Here is an 18,320-nt window from a genome sequence, read left to right on the forward strand (position 1 = left end):
GGTTGATCTAGTCGAATTGCAAAATTTCCAGAATGGCTTTTTTTCGATTTGAATAGCTGAAGTTTTGCTGGATTTGATTTTGAGAATGCTTTTGGATTTCAGTCAGCTCCTGATGCCTCAGGTTTTTTATAATTTGGGTGAGCACGTGGAAGTTCTTCTGCACTAGGATGAGTGACTCGTTTCCGATGATTTCCGGTATTGCTCCCACGGCCGATCCAATGGGTATGCATCCACAAGCCATAGCTTCACCCAGTGCATTGGGAAAACCCTCTGAGGTGGAAAGCTGTAGGTAGAACTGATGCGAATTATATAATTTCAGTAAATCCGCCGGCGGCAATTTCCCCAATACACGAATGTTAGAGTAGGGTGAAAAATATTCCGGGTCGCCTACTAAGGTAAATGAATATTCCGGGTGAAGAGAGGCCAGCTGTTCTATAAGATCATACCCCTTAATGATTGCTCTGGATTGATTGGATGTACCGGTGGCTACAGAAATAAAGGAGTTGGGTAGCCGGTCTTGATCTGTATTTTTCCAGAACTCTGTATCAAAACCGTTATGTACGACTTGGATTGGAGTTTTGAGATCTGGTATTAGATTTAGAAGCCCCTGCTTGGGAGAAATAGAAGGGTCGTACTGGTAGTTTTGTTTGACCAAGGATTCAGCTACAGGCAAAATCAAGGAGCAGTTTTTGAAACTGTATACAGTCGCTTTTCGCAGCCATTTTTTGCGGAAGTTTCCATAGCCGATTTCAGGCATGTTGATACAATCAGTGCCACCTGCCTGGATAGTGCATTTTTTTCCAAACACTTTTCCAAACCAAACCGGCAAAACTGAATGATAGCCACCGAAGAAGCATAGGTATTGGGTTGTTCTTGGGAGGAACCAAAGCAATTGAAAAAACTGTAAAACGAAGTAGAAGGGAAGTGCAACTGGGCTTTGGGTAAACTCCAGTGCCTTTATTTTCACTTCAGGACTGATCATCTCCAGATCTCGATCTGTAAAAGCGGTTCGTACAGGGTATGTGTAGATGATCATTTCAGGATTTGATTAACGATTAAAAATAGGGCATAAAAAAAGAAAGGAGCAAAGAAAACAGCATACTTGTTCTTTGCTCCTTATTTAAAAGTAAATCTTGGTTATATTACCAGGTTCACAATTTTGCCTGGAACGATAATGATTTTCTTAGGTGCTTTACCTTCCAGCCATTTCTGAACGGTTTCATCGGCCAAGGCAGCTTCCTGGATCTCATCTTTGGAAAGTGAAAGGTCTAGATTAAGCTTTGCCCGCATCTTACCATTGATCATCACCGGATATTCGAAAGCACTTTCCTTCAAATAGCTTTCGTCAAAAGCCGGGAAGGTAGCTTCCGTGATGGAGGTTTCATGACCTAATAAGCTCCAAAGTTCTTCAGCAATATGCGGGGAATAAGGTGATACCAATAGTGCCAGTGGTTCTAGGATCTTACGTTTGTTGCTTTTCAGAGCTGTGAGTTCGTTTACACAAATCATAAAGCTGGACACAGAGGTGTTGAACGAGAAGTTGGCCATGTCTTCCTCCATCTTCTTGATGGCTTTGTGTAGGGCTTTGTATTCTTCCTTGCTTGGCTCAGCGTCTGAAACCTGGAACTCACCGGAGTTGGTGTGGTATAGATTCCAAAGCTTGCGGAGGAACTTGAAAACCCCATCAATGCCGTTGGTATTCCAAGGCTTGAATTGCTCCAAAGGCCCCAAGAACATCTCGTACAATCTCAGGGTATCTGCGCCATATCGCTCGATGATGTCATCAGGATTCACGACGTTGTACTTGGATTTGGACATTTTTTCCACTTCAGCTCCGCAGATGTACTTGCCGTCTTCCAGGATGAATTCAGCATCTGCCAAATCAGGTCTCCAGGCTTTGAATTTATCCAAGTTTAATTGATCGTTGTAAACGATATTCACGTCCACATGCATTTCAAAAGTGTCGTACTGATCTTTCAATCCTTTGCTCACAAATTGATTGGTTCCTTTAACACGATACACAAAGTTTGATCTACCCTGGATCATGCCTTGGTTGATCATCTTTTGGAATGGCTCGTCTATGCTCACTACTCCAAGATCATATAGGAATTTGGTCCAAAATCTGGAATACAATAAGTGTCCGGTTGCATGCTCAGATCCTCCGATGTATAAATCTACAGCACCCCAGTAATCTGTTTTTGCTTTGTCAGCAAAGGTAGTTTCATTCTTCGGATCGGTGTATCTGAAGAAATACCAGCTGGATCCTGCCCAACCTGGCATGGTGCTTCTTTCCAAAGGAAATTGACCTTCAGCAGTTTTGTAGTTCCAATCTTTTGCTCTGGCAAGTGGAGGCTCTCCGTCCTCAGTTGGCAGGTATTTATCTACCTCCGGCAAAACCAAAGGCAGGTCTTTTTCTGCTATTAAGTATGGAAGCCCATCTTTGAAATAAACAGGTAGTGGCTCGCCCCAATAGCGCTGACGGGTGAAAATCGCGTCCCGCATTCTGTATTGGATTTTGCCTTTTCCTATTCCTTTTTCTTCCAAGAACTCAATGGCTTTGTTCATGGCATCTTTCATGTAAAGATTCGAAATGAAGCCAGAATTGATAATCAAACCGCCTTTTCCAGGGAAAGATCCTTCTTCCATGGAGCCATCGATCACTTGTCTGATTTCCAGATCGAAGTGCTTCGCAAAGTTGTAATCCCGCTCGTCATGCGCTGGCACGGCCATTACAGCGCCAGTTCCATAGCCCGCCAAAACGTAATCAGCTACCCAGATCTGGATTTCTTCTCCGTTGAAAGGATTGATCGCATAGGATCCTGTGAATGCGCCAGAGATGGTTTTGACATCACTCATGCGCTCACGTTCGGAGCGGTTTTTTGCTACTTCTATGTAGGCCTCAGCTTTTTCCCGTTGATCTTCTGTGATCAGTGCGGCCGCCAGATCAGATTCTGGAGCCAAAGCCAAATAGGTGACACCATAAATAGTATCCACACGTGTGGTGAAGACTTTGATAGTTTCTTCAGAATCTTTCACCTGGAAAATCACTTCCGCACCGATGGATTTACCAATCCAGTTTCGCTGCATTTCCTTGATCGGCTCAGACCAATCTAATTTATCCAGCCCTTTTAACAAGCGGTCAGCATAGGCCGTGATTCGCATGGACCACTGCATCATTTTCTTGCGCTCGACAGGATGTCCGCCTCGCTCAGAGAATCCGTCTTTCACTTCGTCGTTGGAAAGTACCGTCCCCAAAGCAGCACACCAGTTTACGGTGGTTTCAGCCAGGAAAGTGAGTCTGTATTTCAGGAGCATTTCCTGCTTTTCCTTTTCGGAGAAAGCATTCCATTTTTCTGCAGTAAACTTTGGAGTCTCGTCGTCACAAACTGCTTTCACATTCGAATTTCCTTCTTTTTCAAACCTAGAAATCAATGAGTCAATGGACAATGCTTTGTCAGCATCCTGATCGTAATAGCTGTTGAAAAGCTGCATGAAGATCCACTGCGTCCATTTATAATAGTCTGGATTGGAAGTTCTCACTTCTTTGCTCCAGTCGAATGCAAACCCAATATTCTTTAGTTGCTCGGTGTAGCGTTTGATATTTTGCTCAGTAGTAATAGCAGGATGTTGACCAGTTTGGATAGCATACTGTTCAGCCGGTAGACCAAAACTGTCGTAACCCATTGGGTGAAGAACGTTGAAACCCTTTAGTTTTTTGAATCTGCTGACAATATCCGAGGCGATGTAGCCCAGTGGGTGTCCCACATGGAGACCAGCGCCGGATGGGTAAGGGAACATGTCGAGAGAATAGAATTTAGGTTTGTCAGGATTTACCTTGGCAAGGAAAGTTTGGTTGTTTTCCCAGTAAGCCTGCCATTTTTTCTCTATATCCTTAAAGTTGTACTCCGCCATGATTGTCTTTTTTCTTATTTTTTAGCTGAACGCCTGCAAAAATAGAAAAATTGACGGGCTTTCGAATCCAAATTGATAATTGATCCTCCGTAAGCAGCTAGGATTGTTCAGAAGGCTTAATTATTTCCTTAAATAGCATTCATTTTTTCAAACTTCGAATTACCAATCCAAAACCTTACCTTTGCGGCATCATTCACCCAGCGGTTCAATTGCCCGCTTTACCAAAAATTCAGATGAATATGAATACGAAGGAGTTAGTAGCGAAAGGATTGGAGCTTCCGTTGATGGAGGCTTTTTACACCATACAAGGAGAAGGAAGATTTACCGGGCATCCCGCTTATTTTATCCGGCTGGGAGGCTGTGATGTGGGATGTGTTTGGTGTGATGTCAAAGAATCCTGGGAGGCTGGCAAGTGGCCGGTTTTAGCCATAGAAAAGATTGTAGAAGATGCCTTGGCTTATCCGGGTAGGTTAGTTGTGATCACTGGTGGTGAGCCATTGATGTATGATTTGGGGCCTTTGACGTCACTTTTGAAATCCAAAGGATTTACTACTAATATTGAGACCTCAGGAGCTCACCCATTTTCGGGTGATTTTGACTGGGTTTGCTTTTCTCCCAAGAAATTCAAAAAACCGCATCCATCCATTTATCAGCAGGCAGACGAACTGAAAGTGGTGGTCTTTCACCAAAGTGATTTTGCTTTTGCAGAAGAGCATGCGGAGCTGGTAAATTCTAATTGTGAACTACGTCTCCAACCTGAGTGGAGTAAGGCCGAAAAGTTTACGCCTGTGATCATTGATTTTGCAAAAAATCACCCAAAATGGAAAATTTCGCTTCAAACTCATAAATTTATGGACATACCCTAAGTCCATGCGCCCTGTTTTACTGTTCTTTTTGTTTTTTATCAACCTTTCGGCAGCCTTTTGCCAGAGCTATTCCATTATAGATGGGAAAGCAATCAGGATGTATCAAGAAGCCGAAGATCTTACACTATCTAGACAGTACGACGCAGCAATAGATAAATATAAGGATGCCATCAAGCGGGAGGCCTCTTTTGTGGAGGCTTATGTGAAGCTGGCGCAGCTGCAGATTACGATGGGTATGCTGGACGATGCCGAAGCTACTGCGGTGGCTGGAAAATCCAGACTTGGAAACCCAAAAGCCACCACTAAGCATAAGGCCGATATCGGGTGGGTTTTCACCAATTTGTACTTAAAACAAGGAGAATTTCTGAAAGCCTATGAGGAGTTTCAGCAGACCGATCCACTTTTTGATGCGGACTTTAAAAACACGGGATATTATGTGGAAATGAAAGAACAGATGGATTTTCTGTCCGATCATCTAGCCGGGGCACAGCAGATAGAAAAGGAAATGCTAGCCTCGCCGCTTAATGAGTTCCAGCTCCAGTATTTTCCGGTTTTGACGGCAAATGGTGAGCAGATTTTGTTCACCAAAAGAGATGGTGTAGGTAATAATGACAAAGAGGATATTTTTATGTCATTCATGTCACCGGACGGTGGCTGGACAAAACCAGAAGGTATAGCGGATGCCATTAATTCACCATACAATGAAGGAACCTGCTCCATTACAGCAGATGGGAATATTCTGATTTACACCTCCTGCGATGCTCCGGATACCGAGGGCAGTTGTGATCTATACATTGCTTACAAGCAAAATGGAAGATGGCAGAGACCCAAAAACATGGGCAAAAATGTGAACTCCAGGTCATGGGATTCCCAGCCTTCACTCTCGGCAGATGGAAGAATTTTGTTTTTTTCTTCCAATCGAAAGGGAGGGTATGGAGGCAATGATATTTGGTATACTGTAATGCAGAATGACGGTTCTTGGTCTGTGGCAGCAAACCTAGGTGATACGGTGAATACTCCGAAAGATGAGATTTCTCCTTTTATGTTTTTCAACAATGAAATTTTGTTTTTCTCATCTAACGGGCACCCTGGCTTCGGAGGAATGGATATACAGCTTTCACGCGTGAAGGAAGGGGAGTTTACCGCTCCAGAAAACTTAGGCATGGCGATCAACGACCAGTTAGATCAGGTCGCACTTTTCATCACAGCTCAGAAGGATTACGCCTATTTCACTGAACTGAGTACAGGTGAGAAGGAGCATGACCGCTCCTTACTCTACCGTTTCAAGTTTCCCGAGGAAATATACCTGGGCGAGAACCTGACAGTCACAGAGGGGCAGGTTTTTAACTCCAAAACCGGAGAACCTATTGAGGCTAATTTATCGCTTGTATCATTGACAAATGACAGCACGCTTTACCAGTTTAAGTCTGACGGTAAAACTGGCGATTTCATGATGTTATATCCAGATAAGGCTATTTCGGGTCTATATGTGGAGAAAAAAGGCTATTTGCCAAAGATCTACAATGTAGAGCGGGATAAAATTCAAAATGTAAAAGACCTCAAAGTAGAATTGGTGCCGGTGGCCTCAGGAGAGGAGTTTGTCTTTGAAAATGTCTTCTTTGAGTTTGATGATTATAGCTTAAAAAATGAGTCGGTTTCTTCGCTAAAGCGATTGGTGAAATTTCTAGGAGAAAATCCGAATGTGAACATTTTGATCACCGGACACACGGATAATGTGGGCTCCGCCGCATACAATTTGAACCTGAGTCTACAGCGTGCTAAAAGTGTACAAGAATTTCTGATGGAGAGCGGAATTCACCAGGGACGTGCGATGGTGGAGGGAAAGGGGGATAAATTGCCTATGGTTCCCAATAACACACCGGAAAATCAAGCCTTAAATCGTAGGATAACCATTAAGGTACTTTAAGCTATGGGAATATGGCATTGTGCTTCGATTAATCCTTACTTTTTGGCTAACTTTGCCCCGAATTTCAGAATGATATGATTTACGTTTGCCGAAAAGAACATTTTAATGCTGCCCACAAACTTTGGAACCCGAACTGGTCGGATGAGAGAAATGTGGAGGTTTTCGGGCCTTGTGCCAATGTCAACTGGCATGGGCATAACTTTGAGCTGATCGTGATGGTAAAGGGATTGCCAGATCCGGAAACCGGCTTCGTGGTGGACCTGAAAAAACTCAGTACCATTATCCGAACTCTAGTCATTGATAAGGTGGACCATAAGAACCTAAATGTGGACGTAGATTTTATGCAGGGCAAATTAGCCAGCTGTGAAAATCTGGTAATGGAGTTTTGGAAAATATTAGAGCCAGCAGTAAAGGAGATAACCTCTCAGGGTGGGCTCCATAAGCTTACGCTCTATGAGACACCGAGGAATTTTGTGGAGTACTTTGGTGAGTAATTTTTACATCTGAAATCTGAAATTTGAAATCTCAAACCAAGTTATACATCATCTCTGGAGAGCGCTCAGGCGATCTACATGCTTCAAATTTGGTCCTTGCTTTGAAAGCCCAGAATCCAAATTTGGCGGTTCGGGGAATGGGGGGGAGCTATTCGGAAAAGGCAGGAGTGGAACTGGCAGTAGATTACTCAGATGTCGCTTTGATGGGCTTCTTAGAAGTTGTGTTGGGATTTCGAAAAGTTCTCAACTATCTGAAATTAGTCAAAAAGGATATTCTCGCATATAATCCAGATGCGATCATTTTGGTGGATTATGGCGGTTTTAATATGAAAATTGCCGCCTTTGCCAAGGAAAATAAGATTCCAGTACATTATTATATTCCCCCTAAAGTATGGGCATGGAACCAGAAAAGGGCCTTAAAGCTTAAAGCATTTACCGATCATATTTATTCCATTCTTCCTTTTGAAACTTCCTTTTTTGAGAAGTATGATCTGAAAGTGAACTATGTGGGGAATCCATTGCTGGATGAGATTAATAAGTTTGAAGCCCATCAGTTTTTCTTTCAGAAAAATGAGCTGAGTTACCAACCTATCATAGCATTGCTGCCAGGCAGCCGAAAACAAGAGATCAATGCAATGCTGGACCGAATGATAGCGTTGGTGAAGGAATTTCCGAATGCGCAATTCGTCATTGCGGGAGTAGGTGACCTGGGGCAGGAGATCTACCAAAGAGGCCTGGAGGCCGGTATTCGGGTGATTTATGATCAGACTTACGATTTATTATCCCATGCGGTGGCAGCGGTGGTGACTTCTGGTACAGCTACTTTGGAGACGGCCTTGTTCCGTGTTCCTCAAGTGGTGGTATATAGAACTAGCGCTATTTCTTATGCGATCGCTAAAAATTTAATCATGGTTCCGTTTATATCTCTGCCCAATTTGATCGCTGAGTATGAAGTAGTGAAGGAGTTGATTCAAAGTGATTTTTCCATAGCCAAAGTGAAAGCCGAACTCCAGCAAATTCTTAGCAACCAGATCTATAAGGGTCACATGCTACAAGGATATGATCTGATCAAGGCGAGAATAGGGAGCCAAAGTGCTTCTGAGACCACTGCCAAGCTGATTTTAGAAAGCCTAGACTAAAAAAATAAACCCTGCCTCGTATGAAGCAGGGTTTGGGTTTATGCGACTTGGAGTCTTTTAAACTTTGACTTGTCGAATTTCTCTCTGGCATATTTCTCGTCTATGACCAGTTCCTTGATAGAATCATCAGAAGGAATATCATACATCGCATCTGTGATGATCGCTTCGCAAATAGACCGCAGCCCTCGTGCGCCAAGATTGAATTCCACCGCCTTTTCCACGATAAAATCCAGTCCGCTTTCCTCGAATACGACTTTTACGCCTTCATAGTCCATCAGTTTGGCGTATTGCTTAACCAAGGCATTCTTAGGTTCAGTAAGGATTCGCTTCAACGCATCTGCATGCAATGGATCCAAGTGTGTCAGTACAGGTAGCCTTCCGATTAACTCAGGAATTAACCCAAATGCTTTTAGATCCTGCGCGGTAACATATTGTAGTAAGTTTTCGCGGTCTGCCACATTTTCATTAGCAGACTTGCTAAATCCCATTGGCTGGGTATTCAGTCTTTTACCTATATGTCTGGCAATCCCGTCAAAAGCTCCACCGCAGATGAAGAGGATGTTTTCCGTATTCACTGCGATCATTTTCTGGTCTGGGTGCTTTCTGCCACCTTGAGGTGGTACATTGACCACGGTGCCTTCCAGTAATTTCAGCATAGCCTGCTGTACACCTTCACCACTTACATCACGGGTAATGGATGGATTGTCAGATTTTCTGGCAATTTTATCCAGCTCATCTATGTATACTATTCCCCGCTCAGCTGCTTCCACATTATAATCTGCCGCTTGTAGCAGGCGTGTGAGAATGCTTTCTACATCTTCGCCCACATAGCCGGCCTCAGTGAGTACTGTGGCATCTGCGATGCAAAATGGGACTTCAAGTGTCTTTGCTAGTGTTTTTGCAAGGTATGTTTTACCGGTACCTGTATCACCCACCATGATGATGTTTGATTTTTCAATCTTCACTTCATCTTTCTCTTCCTTTTGGAACAGGCGTTTGTAGTGGTTATATACAGCCACAGTCAGAACTTTCTTGGCATCCTCTTGGCCGATGACATATTGGTCAAGATACTGAGTCAGTTCTTTTGGTTTTTTAAGCTTGATTTTAGGTTTTGCTCCAGGCTTCTTGGTTTTTTCTTCTTCACCAAGAATCATGTGGGCTTGTTCTATGCAGAAATTACAGATGTGGGCAGATATTCCTGACACCATCAGATCTACATCTTTCTTATTTCTACCACAAAAGGAGCAGGTAACTTGAGCCATTACTTAGGTTTTTTTACTAGTACTTCGTCGATTAGACCATATTCTTTCGCCTCTGGAGCTTTTAGCCAATAGTCTCTTTCAGAATCTTTTTCTATTTGATCGTAGGTTTTGCCGGTGTGATCTGCCAGGATTTGATACAATTCCTCTCTCATAGAAAGGATGAGTTTTAAGGAGATCTCCATATCGGTAGATTTACCTTGCATTCCTCCAGATGGCTGGTGGATCATCACTCGGGCATGCTTCAGGGCAGATCTTTTGTCTTTGGCGCCTCCTGCGAGTAGTACTGCTCCCATAGAGGCAGCGATACCTGTGCAGATGGTGGCCACATCCGGATTAATGTACTGCATGGTGTCATAGATACCTAATCCCGCTGTCACAGATCCTCCCGGACTATTGATATAGAGTAGCACATCTTTTTTCGAATCTACAGATTCTAAGAAAAGCAGCTGGGCTACGATGATATTTGCAATATGATCATCCACTCCTGTGCCCAGGAAAATTATCCTGTCCATGATCAATCTGGAGAATACGTCTATTTCCCGGAAATTCTGAGGTCGCTCTTCAATCACTGAGCGAGTCATATTCTCAATATGCTGGGTGTACTGGTCAAATGCCGTACCGCTTACGCCCTGATTGTGAATGGCGTATTTTCTGAATTCTTCTTTGTTGATCATCTTTGTAGTTTGTTGTGGTAAACAAAAATAAAAAAAGCCCTTTAATAAGGACTTTTTTATGATGATTTAAGCGAATTACTTTTCTAAAAGTTCCTTGAATTCATCAATGCTGATTTCTTTCTCCTTCACGCTGATTTTGTCCAGGGCAAAAGCAAGAACTTTTTCATTTTGTATTGAGGTCAACATGTTCATATAGTTCTGACCTTCTTCGCCTTTCAAGTAATTATCGACAAACATGTCCATGCTGTCCTCCATTTGAGCGCCTAGTCCGGATGCAGCAAACTGCTCACGTACCATTTGCTTTGTCTTTTCTATGACTTCCTCATGCTCTGCCTTGATGTCGTTCTCTGTAGCTACCTTGTTGGAGATCAGAGACCAGGTCAACTGCTTCGCATACATGGGGAATTCTTTTTCCACATCTTCGGCAGATACTTTGCCTTCGTTTGCAAGGATCAACCACTCCTTCAAAAACTCTTCCGGTAGGTCTACCTTTGCAGTCTCAGTCAATACTTTTTTCAGCTCCTCTTCGGTGAATACTTTAGATTCCTTATCGTAGTTGGACTGAAGTGTTTCCTGTACTTTGGTTGTGAATTCTTCTTCAGACTTCACGGTATCTGGACCGAAAATTTTATCGAAAAATTCCTGGTTCAATTCTGCGGCTTCCGTTCTGTTGATGTTTTGGACTGTTAGCGTCATCGGTCCGGAGATCTCAGCAGCTTCTTCGTCGCTCAATCCAAATGCTTCCTGCCACTGGCCTTTCTTCACGTCTTTGGCGTCAAATTCCACTACATCGCCTTTGCTTACTTTAATAAATTTACCAGCAAGCTTTTTAGTGATAGGGGTAGGGTCCAGGGTTACAGTTTTTTCAAATTCACCTTCGGTAGCCTTGAGGTCTCCATAGATATGGTCTCCTTCTTCACTTACTTCTGGATTGGTGCTGTTTCCGTATTGAGACAAAAGATTGTCTATGGTTTCTTTAACTAGCTTGTCGTCAACTTTAATTTGGTACTTGGTAGCTTTGATCTTTGAGTCAAGATTAAGATCAATATTTTCTACAAAGCCTATTTTGTAATCAAACTCGAAATCTTTTTGGGTTTTCCAGTCAATGGTTTCAGACTGCTCTACAGGAAGAGGTTCGCCCAGGATTTTGAAAGTTTGCTCTTTGAGGTAATTATTAAGAGACTCGCTCAGAATACCGTTGATCTCTTCTACCAAAACGGATGTACCGTAGATGTTTTTCACCATGGAGATCGGGGCCTTGCCAGGTCGAAATCCTTTGATGTTTGATTTTTTGGCAAAGTCCTTAAGTTTTGCGTCAACCTTAGGTTGGTAATCTGCTTCGTTTAATTTAATTTTAATTGAAGCTTGATTTGCTGAGTGCTTGTCTAATGTGATTTCCAAAGCTCTAACTATTAAGAATGAAGATTAACTAAAAACCCCCAATCCCTTTCCTGCATGGTACAGTTGAGTGATTGAGGGTTCGGTATTAGTGCGGATAGAGGGACTCGAACCCCCATGCCTCGCGGCGCTAGATCCTAAGTCTAGTGCGTCTACCAATTTCGCCACATCCGCAATACGTACAAATCTGACTTGGATCATGCATCCTTGTCGTTTTGTGGATGCAAATGTAGGTACTAAAACAGAAAATACAATAGTGTGGAGAAAAAATATTTATCAAATTATTGAAGTTGTCATTTGCCTGCCATTTTTGTGTAAAATTCCTCTTATATGATAGAAGTTGATACCGAAGTAGAACGAAAAGAAATACTGAAGCGCTATAGAAGGCTACTTAGGAACGCCAAACCCGTATTGAAAGAAGGGGATGCTAAGTTTATAAAAAAGGCCTTTAACGTGTCTATGGAGGCGCATAAAGATATGCGCCGCAAATCTGGTGAGCCATACATTTATCATCCGCTGGAGGTAGCATTGGTTTGCGTCGAAGAGATCGGCCTTGGCACGACTTCCATTGTGGCTGCTCTGCTTCACGATGTGGTTGAAGACACGGACTGGGAGCTAGAGGATATTGAGCGGGAATTTGGTTATAAAGTAATGACCATTATAGATGGTCTTACCAAAATAGCAGGGGTATTTGAATATGGGAGCTCTCAGCAAGCTGAGAATTTCCGCAAGATGCTTTTGACTCTGTCAGATGATGTACGGGTGATTTTGATCAAGCTCGCAGACCGACTGAACAATATGAGGACCTTGGTAAGCATGCCAAGGCATAAGCAGCTGAAGATAGCCTCAGAGACCATGTACCTGTATGCGCCATTGGCCCACAGACTGGGATTGTATGCCATTAAGTCCGAGCTAGAGGATTTATATCTGAAATACACCGACACTGCTACTTATAAGGATATAGTTCAAAAAATCAATGAGTCAAAGTCATACCGGAATAAGTTTATCAGGAATTTCATTCTCCCCATAGAAGAAGAATTAAAGCACACCGGATTGGAATTTACCATTAAGGGGAGGCCTAAGTCTGTTTTTTCTATATATAATAAAATGAAGAAACAGGGGATTCCTTTTGAGGAAGTTTATGATCTTTTTGCTATTCGGATTATTCTCAATAGTGAACTGGAAAACGAGAAAGCAGATTGCTGGCAGGTTTATTCCATAGTCACGGATTTTTATAGACCTAACCCGGATCGACTTCGCGACTGGATCAGCACCCCCAGATCCAATGGCTATGAATCACTTCATACTACGGTAATGAGTAATACCGGCCAGTGGGTCGAAGTGCAGATCCGGACCGAAAGAATGGATGAAATCGCTGAGCGTGGCTATGCTGCGCATTGGAAGTACAAAGAGAAAGACAGTTCCAAAGCTCCTTCCGGTCTGGATGATTGGATCATGCAGGTGAGAGGCTTGCTGGAATCGAATGACGGGAACGCCATAGAATTCATGGATGATTTTCGGGGTAACTTGTTCCATGACGAGGTGTTTGTGTTTACTCCAAAAGGTGACCTGAAAGTGTTGCCTTTCGAATCTACTGCCTTGGACTTTGCTTTCGAGATCCATACAGAAATAGGAGCGAGGTGTATAGGTGCCAAAGTAAATCAGCGACTGGTTCCTATTTCACACAAGCTGAAAAATGGAGATCAAGTAGAAATCCTCACGTCCAACAAGCAGAAGCCTACGGAAGACTGGCTTAACAATGTGGTTACGTCTCGAGCTAAAGCAAAAATCAAGGATGCGCTCAGGGAAGAAAAAAAATCTTCAATTCTCGACGGCAAGGAAATCGTGCAGCGCAAGCTGAAGCAGATGAAGATGGATTTCAATTCCGAATCTGTGGAGAAGTTGCGGGCATTTTTCGAATTGAAAACTGCCAATGAGTTTTATTATAGAGTAGGCAAAGGGATCATAGATCCTACTTCCATCAAATCCTTCAAGGACTTTAAGGCCACTCAGAAGCTTCAGAACAAATCCACCCAAGAAAAAGTAAGAGATGAATCATCATTTACTAAAGAGATCAAAAGCCTCAAAGGCCCAGATCACGATCAACTCCTGATAGGGGAAGATATGGACGTAGTGGATTATATCCTTGCCAAATGCTGCAATCCTATCCCTGGCGACGATGTGTTTGGATTTGTGACTGTGAACGAGGGGATTAAAATCCATAGAACTTCCTGTCCCAATGCACTGGAGCTGCTCTCTAATCATGGAAACCGAGTGATCAAAGCCCGGTGGACCAGTCAAAAGGAAATTGCATTTTTGGCAGGGTTGAGAATTCTAGGTACAGATAGAGTAGGCCTTATTAATGATGTGACACAGGTGATTTCCAGTGAATTGAAAGTGAATATGCGATCGATCACTGTGGATTCAGATGCAGGTATTTTTGAAGGGACGATTAAGCTTTATGTACACAGTACTGAGCATCTAGATAACCTGATCGATACACTCACTGAGGTAGAGGGAATCTTAAAGGTGACAAGGTTTGATTGATGAATTGAATCATTTCTAAACCACAAAAGTTATATTTGAAAAAATACCCAGATAATGCCACTGAACCCAATTCATTTCGAAGAGGTAAAAAAAATATTTACAGCTTACCTAGAGACACAAAAACTTCGGAAAACGCCAGAGCGATACGCAATCCTTGAAGAAATCTATTCCCGTACCGGCCATTTTGATGTAGAATCTCTCTATATCAGCATGAAAAACAAGAACTATCGAGTGAGTAGGGCGACGGTTTATAATACCTTAGATTTACTGGTAGAGTGCGATTTGGTCACCAAGCATCAGTTTGGCAAGAATCTCGCTCAATTCGAAAAGTCCTATGGATACAAGCAGCATGACCATTTGATCTGTACAGATTGTAACCAGGTGCTGGAATTCTGCGATCCACGTATCCAAAACATCCAAAATACCGTAGGTGAGATTCTAAACTTTCAGGTACTACATCATTCCCTGATTTTGTATGGGAACTGTACCAAAGAAAACTGCGAAAACCGTAAAGAAGAAGCTGAATCATGAAATTGACCTATAACTCCAGCAAAGATGAGCTGGCACATTACTTATATATAGAAGGAGACCTGATCGGAGATGAGATGGGGCCAAAGCTGGTGGAGGTAGTATCAGACGCGATAGAGGAGGGAGCAAAGAAATTTGTGGTAGACCTGAGCAAGGTAAGATACATCAGCTCCAGTGGTATAGGGCTTTTGATTACCATGCTTACCAAAATGCGCAATAAAGACGGAGAGGTATATTTGACTGCACCATCTGACCATGTAAAGAAACTGCTGATTATCACCAAACTGAATAATATTTTTACAGTTTTTGATTCGGTAGGCGAATTTAAAAAAAGCGTCTAGCTTGCTTCTATTTGGCAGTTCAGGATTGTTTTTTGGCTGTTATCAACCTAGCCCAAAAGAAATAATTACCATATTTCTCTTGGTTTTCTTTGGGCTTATCGCAAATTTCACGCTTCAAAAAGTCAAGTGTAACAGATAAGACCGCACATCAAATGAAGATGGATGTACTTCTAGGTCTCCAGTGGGGAGATGAAGGAAAAGGAAAAATAGTAGACGTTTTAGCGCCAGAATATGAAATTGTAGCCCGTTTTCAAGGTGGTCCAAATGCCGGACATACGCTTGAGTTTGACGGCATAAAGCATGTTTTGCACCAGATCCCCTCAGGGATTTTTCGCTCACAGATACTTAATATAATTGGAAATGGAGTCGTTCTCGATCCCATAGTCCTAAAGAGAGAGATCGACGGCTTAGGTAAGTTTTCCATCGATTATATGAAAAATCTGGTGATCTCCAAGAAAGCCACGATTATCATCCCTACCCATAAATTGCTTGATGCAGCCTTGGAGCAATCCAAAGGAGATAAAAAAATCGGATCTACCCTAAAAGGAATCGGGCCGACCTATCAGGATAAAATCGGCAGAACAGCACTGCGCGTAGGGGATATATTGAGCCCGGACTTCAAAGAGAAATATGAAGGCCTTGTGGCCAAGCATAAAACCACGCTTTCTTTCTATGATCATCCATTGGACGACTTGCCAGGAATGGAAGAGCAGTTTTTCCAAGCCATTGAGTTTTTCAAGACCCTAAATCTGATAGATAGCGAATATGTGGTAAATGAGGCATTAGGTGCTCAAAAACGTATTTTGGCTGAAGGAGCCCAGGGTTCCTTGCTAGATGTGGATTTTGGAAGTTACCCGTTCGTAACCAGCAGCAGTACCATGACGGCGGGAGCCTGTACAGGGTTGGGCGTGGCCCCATCCAAAATCGGTGATGTCTTTGGGATTTTCAAAGCCTACTGCACGCGCGTAGGTAGTGGTCCATTCCCTACGGAGCTTTTTGATCAGGATGGTGACGACATGCGTAAAGAAGGCAACGAGTTTGGAAGCACTACAGGCCGACCTAGAAGGTGTGGATGGCTGGATCTGCCGGCGCTTCGATATTCTATCATGATCAATGGAGTCACAGAATTATTCATGATGAAAGCTGACGTCCTGAATATTTTTAAAGAAATCAAAGTATGTACGCATTATGAATTGCCTACAGGGGAAAAAATCGACAAACTCAGTTTTGAAATTACCGAGCAGGAGGTGAAGCCAGTGTATAAAACTTTGAAGGGTTGGAACTGTTCTTTGGAAAACATCCACTCCTATGATGATTTCCCGTCTGAGCTAAAAGACTATGTGACCTACCTGGAAGAAGAACTTCAAGTTCCGATCAAATTAGTTTCCGTCGGACCGGATCGTACCCAGACTATCCAGCGGTAAATAGAGCATATTATATAGAAGCCTTTGATGATTCGTCAAAGGCTTTTTTATTTCTCCACCTTAAAGGTGTATTTTGGAGATCCAAAATTTAACCGGCTTGCTTAGAATCCTACGTTTAACGCTTTTCCTTTGCTTATTAACTGGTTCCTTCATTGCAAAAGGCCAAATAGGATTTCCTTACTGTGAATCTTTTGCCGATGGGGAGACACAAGCGGCCACGATTCTGGGTGGCTCAGCCAAAATGGTCGATGGAGCCTTGAGGCTGACTGAATCCGTGATGGAGCAAAGTGGCTATGTATATATAGATGTGCCATTTTCTTCAGCTTATGGGATCAAGGCTTCTTTTGAATATTTTATGTATGGAGGCAGTGGGGCTGATGGTTTAACCGTTTTTTTATTTGATGCCGAAACACAAAATTTTCAACCAGGTGGATTTGGTGGTTCGCTGGGATATGCGCAGCGAAACAATACACCAGGGCTCACCGGAGCCTATTTGGGGTTAGGTTTTGATGCTTTTGGTAATTTTGGGAATACCAATGAAAATCGAAATGGAGGGTTCCTAGCTGGAAGCACCTCACTTTTTCCAAATAGCATTGTCCTCAGGAGAGGAGGAAGCGGGCTTACCGGGTACGAATTTGTGAACGGGAAGATAACCAATGATCCGCCTCCAGGGACCGCTCAGATTGCATTGGATGTAGAATATCAGTTTCCGCTCAGCTCAGGAGGATTTGGAACTACTCGGGTAGAAGACCTGAATCAGCCCGGCTATAGAAAAGTTTTTCTTGAATTAGAGCCTCACCCCAATGGTGTGGGCTACTTGGTGAAACTAGAGATGGTGGTAACCACTGTTCAGAATGAACCCAGGACGATTACCATTTTCCAGTCCACTGCATTTACCTTGCAGGCTCCGAAGAATTTAAAAATTGGCTTTGCAGCATCCACTGGAGGTGAAACTAATATCCATGAAATAAAAAATCTTTTGCTTGAAGTTTCAAACGAGGAAGATCTACAAAATCCGCAAGGCGTGGACTTTTCAGATTTTGCCTCATGTGAAGGGCAGGAGAATCAATATTACATTACGGATGAGGAGGTCGTCTTACCAAATGAAAACTCTGAAATTCGATGTCTTCAGTTCTATGCCTCTTTGGAAGAGATCGAAGAGGAAAGTGAGGATATTTGCGCCCAAGGTAAATGCCGGGAAGATACCAGAGAACTGGTTTTGCCAGAAGGTACTTTTAGAGCGGGTGATGATGGAGGTGACTTTACCTTTTTTCCAAATGAAGGTTTTACCGATCAGGAAGTGACCGTGTATTATACCATTACAGACAATTACGGAAAGTCTTCCACAGGTAATAGTATGACCTTGAAAATTCAGGAATCGCCAGAGCCAGTTACGTTATTTGTCGAGGATGCAAGTAATCCTGAAACAGAAATTAGACTTTGTGGGGGCGAGTCAGTAAGTCTCCAGTCGGAGGGCAATGAAGCATACGACCGATACGAATGGTATAAAGATGGTGAGCTGATCGAAGGAGAGGCTTCACCTCAACTCATAGCTGGAGAGAAAGGAGTGTATCAAGTGTATGCTTACAATAGGAAAAATTGCCCTGCCAAGTCGAATGAGATTACTTTGGTTTTCCCAGAATTCCCCGGGTTTGAGGTGGAGGATAGGGTAGTGGGATGCACCCCAGGAGAACCAGTGGACGTCAGTGCTGTCATAGCTGGCTTTGACCTTATCTTGTATGATTACAGATTAGTAAATACTGCAGGTGAGCAATTTATCAATGAAGAGTTACGCAGTATAGCTGAAG

14 protein-coding genes and 1 tRNA gene (1 of these 15 cut by a window edge) are annotated in these 18,320 nt (G+C 42.9%); 9 read left to right on the plus strand and 6 right to left on the minus strand.

The genetic code is table 11. The features are described from left to right. Positions 1–7: 7 nt before the first annotated feature. Positions 8–1,036 carry a glycosyltransferase family 4 protein gene (locus tag PBT90_RS03670; RefSeq protein WP_264809039.1) on the minus strand — a complete coding sequence of 343 codons (1,029 nt, stop codon included), beginning with the start codon at positions 1,034–1,036 and terminating at the stop codon, positions 8–10. 101 nt (positions 1,037–1,137) lie between these two features. Next, positions 1,138–3,912 carry a leucine--tRNA ligase gene (gene leuS / locus PBT90_RS03675; protein WP_270131655.1) on the minus strand — a complete coding sequence of 925 codons (2,775 nt, stop codon included), beginning with the start codon at positions 3,910–3,912 and terminating at the stop codon, positions 1,138–1,140. Between the two features lie 239 nt (positions 3,913–4,151). Between leuS and PBT90_RS03680 the strand changes: the two genes are divergently transcribed. From PBT90_RS03680 to lpxB, 4 genes are all read left to right on the plus strand, one after another. Next, positions 4,152–4,778: a 7-carboxy-7-deazaguanine synthase QueE gene (locus PBT90_RS03680; protein ID WP_264809041.1), complete on the plus strand. Its 627-nt coding sequence runs from the start codon at positions 4,152–4,154 to the stop codon at positions 4,776–4,778. Positions 4,779–4,782: 4 nt separating this feature from the next. Continuing rightward, on the plus strand, positions 4,783–6,705 hold the full coding sequence (locus PBT90_RS03685) for an OmpA family protein (RefSeq protein ID WP_264809042.1): 1,923 nt from the start codon (positions 4,783–4,785) through the stop codon (positions 6,703–6,705). A 74-nt stretch (positions 6,706–6,779) separates the two neighbouring features. After that, a complete protein-coding gene (locus PBT90_RS03690; protein ID WP_264809043.1) occupies positions 6,780–7,199 on the plus strand; it encodes a 6-pyruvoyl trahydropterin synthase family protein in 420 nt (139 codons plus the stop codon). Between the two features lie 23 nt (positions 7,200–7,222). Further along, positions 7,223–8,338, plus strand: coding sequence for a lipid-A-disaccharide synthase (gene lpxB / locus PBT90_RS03695; RefSeq protein WP_264809044.1), 1,116 nt, complete (start codon positions 7,223–7,225; stop codon positions 8,336–8,338). Between the two features lie 38 nt (positions 8,339–8,376). On the opposite strand, the gene clpX is transcribed toward lpxB, so the two are convergent. The 4 genes from clpX to PBT90_RS03715 all read right to left on the minus strand — a co-directional run bounded on the left by clpX (position 8,377) and on the right by PBT90_RS03715 (position 11,846). Continuing rightward, on the minus strand, positions 8,377–9,600 hold the full coding sequence (clpX, locus tag PBT90_RS03700; protein ID WP_264809046.1) for an ATP-dependent Clp protease ATP-binding subunit ClpX: 1,224 nt from the start codon (positions 9,598–9,600) through the stop codon (positions 8,377–8,379). After that, positions 9,600–10,274: a ClpP family protease gene (locus PBT90_RS03705; protein ID WP_264809047.1), complete on the minus strand. Its 675-nt coding sequence runs from the start codon at positions 10,272–10,274 to the stop codon at positions 9,600–9,602. Before PBT90_RS03705 ends, clpX begins: the two co-directional genes overlap by 1 nt. 75 nt (positions 10,275–10,349) lie before the next feature. Then, complete coding sequence (locus PBT90_RS03710; RefSeq protein WP_264809048.1) at positions 10,350–11,675, minus strand: trigger factor; 1,326 nt, start codon at positions 11,673–11,675, stop codon at positions 10,350–10,352. 89 nt (positions 11,676–11,764) lie between these two features. Continuing rightward, positions 11,765–11,846 (minus strand) — tRNA-Leu (locus PBT90_RS03715). A 156-nt stretch (positions 11,847–12,002) separates the two neighbouring features. Here PBT90_RS03715 and PBT90_RS03720 point away from each other — a divergent pair. The 5 genes from PBT90_RS03720 to PBT90_RS03740 all read left to right on the plus strand — a co-directional run. After that, a complete protein-coding gene (locus PBT90_RS03720) occupies positions 12,003–14,219 on the plus strand; it encodes a RelA/SpoT family protein (RefSeq protein ID WP_264809049.1) in 2,217 nt (738 codons plus the stop codon). Positions 14,220–14,273: 54 nt separating this feature from the next. Then, positions 14,274–14,750, plus strand: coding sequence for a Fur family transcriptional regulator (locus tag PBT90_RS03725; protein WP_264809050.1), 477 nt, complete (start codon positions 14,274–14,276; stop codon positions 14,748–14,750). Then, positions 14,747–15,088 carry an STAS domain-containing protein gene (locus PBT90_RS03730; protein WP_264809051.1) on the plus strand — a complete coding sequence of 114 codons (342 nt, stop codon included), beginning with the start codon at positions 14,747–14,749 and terminating at the stop codon, positions 15,086–15,088. The genes PBT90_RS03725 and PBT90_RS03730 overlap by 4 nt, the downstream gene beginning before the upstream one ends. Positions 15,089–15,240: 152 nt before the next feature. After that, the gene (locus PBT90_RS03735) at positions 15,241–16,512 is read left to right on the plus strand and encodes an adenylosuccinate synthase (protein WP_270131660.1); all 1,272 of its coding nucleotides are present in this window, start codon (positions 15,241–15,243) and stop codon (positions 16,510–16,512) included. 97 nt (positions 16,513–16,609) lie between these two features. Next, on the plus strand, positions 16,610–18,320 hold the 5' portion of the coding sequence (locus PBT90_RS03740) for a PKD domain-containing protein (RefSeq protein WP_270131662.1). The gene runs 635 nt beyond the window's last position; the window shows 1,711 of its 2,346 coding nt (coding positions 1–1,711); it begins with the start codon at positions 16,610–16,612; its stop codon lies beyond the right edge, outside the window.

The organism is Algoriphagus sp. TR-M9 (assembly GCF_027594545.1).
Classification (GTDB): Bacteria; Bacteroidota; Bacteroidia; order Cytophagales; family Cyclobacteriaceae; genus Algoriphagus; species Algoriphagus halophytocola.

Coding starts and splice junctions, on each gene's coding strand:
- leuS (WP_270131655.1), bottom strand. CDS start 3,912: ATGGCGGAGTACAACTTTAAGGATATAGAGAAAAAATGGCAGGCTTAC.
- PBT90_RS03670 (WP_264809039.1), bottom strand. CDS start 1,036: ATGATCATCTACACATACCCTGTACGAACCGCTTTTACAGATCGAGAT.
- PBT90_RS03735 (WP_270131660.1), top strand. CDS start 15,241: ATGAAGATGGATGTACTTCTAGGTCTCCAGTGGGGAGATGAAGGAAAA.
- PBT90_RS03725 (WP_264809050.1), top strand. CDS start 14,274: ATGCCACTGAACCCAATTCATTTCGAAGAGGTAAAAAAAATATTTACA.
- PBT90_RS03730 (WP_264809051.1), top strand. CDS start 14,747: ATGAAATTGACCTATAACTCCAGCAAAGATGAGCTGGCACATTACTTA.
- clpX (WP_264809046.1), bottom strand. CDS start 9,600: ATGGCTCAAGTTACCTGCTCCTTTTGTGGTAGAAATAAGAAAGATGTA.
- PBT90_RS03720 (WP_264809049.1), top strand. CDS start 12,003: ATGATAGAAGTTGATACCGAAGTAGAACGAAAAGAAATACTGAAGCGC.
- PBT90_RS03685 (WP_264809042.1), top strand. CDS start 4,783: ATGCGCCCTGTTTTACTGTTCTTTTTGTTTTTTATCAACCTTTCGGCA.
- PBT90_RS03705 (WP_264809047.1), bottom strand. CDS start 10,274: ATGATCAACAAAGAAGAATTCAGAAAATACGCCATTCACAATCAGGGC.
- PBT90_RS03690 (WP_264809043.1), top strand. CDS start 6,780: ATGATTTACGTTTGCCGAAAAGAACATTTTAATGCTGCCCACAAACTT.
- PBT90_RS03680 (WP_264809041.1), top strand. CDS start 4,152: ATGAATACGAAGGAGTTAGTAGCGAAAGGATTGGAGCTTCCGTTGATG.